This is a genomic window from Paenibacillus sp. MDV22-iso6, from assembly GCF_058408365.1.
The window spans coordinates 468,592-470,109 of the sequence record NZ_JBZVDZ010000006.1; the positions used below are offsets into that span (position 1 = coordinate 468,592).

General features: G+C 58.2%; 1 protein-coding gene. It reads left to right on the forward strand.

The features are described from left to right. Nucleotides 1-1,518: hypothetical protein (locus tag AC4PM4_RS19485; protein ID WP_491614325.1), on the forward strand; the 1,518-nt coding region annotated here is incomplete at both ends.

Consider the following 1,518-nt stretch of genomic DNA (forward strand, 5'->3'; position numbering starts at 1 on the left):
CTGGTGCGACAGGTGCAACGGGCTTAACTGGGGTCACCGGTACGACAGGATCAACCGGAACGGGAATAACCGGAGCGACCGGCGCGACGGGTTCAACTGGGGTAACTGGTGCAACGGGTCTTACTGGAGTAACTGGTGTGACAGGGGCAACGGGAACCGGAACAACTGGAGCCACAGGCGCGACGGGTTTAACAGGTGTAACTGGTGTGACAGGTGCAACAGGAACCGGAGCAACTGGAGCCACCGGTGCAACGGGAACGGGAACAACAGGAGCCACAGGTGCAACGGGTCTTACTGGAGTAACAGGTGCGACAGGTGCAACAGGAACGGGAACAACTGGAGCTACCGGAGCAACGGGCTTAACTGGGGTCACCGGTACGACAGGCGCAACGGGAATAGGAACAACTGGAGCTTCTGGTGCAACAGGACTTACTGGGGTAACAGGTGTGACAGGTGCAACAGGAACGGGAGCTACAGGGGCTACTGGAGCCACCGGCTCAACTGGGGTAACTGGAGCTACCGGCGCGATAGGATCTACTGGGGTAACAGGTGTGACAGGTGCCACCGGAATAGGAACAACTGGAATCACTGGTGCAACAGGGCTTACTGGAGTAACTGGTGTTACAGGCGCAACCGGAACAGGAACAACTGGAGCCACAGGAGCAACGGGTCTTACTGGAGTAACTGGAGCCACGGGAGCGACAGGATTTACTGGCGTGACAGGGGTAACGGGAACAACAGGAACCACCGGCGCAACCGGAACAGGAGCAACTGGAGCGACAGGCGCCACAGGCGCGGCGGGTTTAACAGGTGTAACTGGTGTGACAGGAGCAACGGGAACTACTGGTGCAACGGGACTTACTGGTATAACAGGTGCCACGGGTTTTACTGGAGTAACTGGTGCGACAGGTGCAATCGGAACGGGAACAACCGGAGCTACCGGAGCAACGGGACTTACTGGAGTAACTGGTGTGACAGGAACAACCGGAACAGGAACGACTGGGGCTACTGGTGCGACGGGTTCAACTGGTATAACCGGAGCCACAGGATTTACTGGAGTGACAGGTGCAACGGGCTTAACTGGGGTAACAGGAGTGACAGGATCAACCGGAACAGGAACGACTGGAGCTACTGGTGCAACGGGACTTACTGGAGCCACGGGAGCCACAGGATTTACTGGCGTGACAGGTGCAACAGGGACCGGGGCTACTGGAGCCACAGGCGCGACTGGTTCAACGGGTGTAACTGGTGCTATAGGCGCAACGGGTACAGGAACAACGGGAGCTACTGGTGCGACGGGATCTACGGGTGTAACCGGTCTGACAGGTGCCACCGGAACGGGAACGACCGGCGCCACAGGTGCAACGGGTTTAACAGGTGTAACTGGAGCAACGGGTGCAACGGGTCTTACTGGAGTAACTGGTGTTACAGGCGCAACCGGAACCGGAGCTACGGGAGCCACTGGTGCAACGGGTCTTACTGGAGTAACTGGTGTTACAGGCGCAACCGGAACCGGAG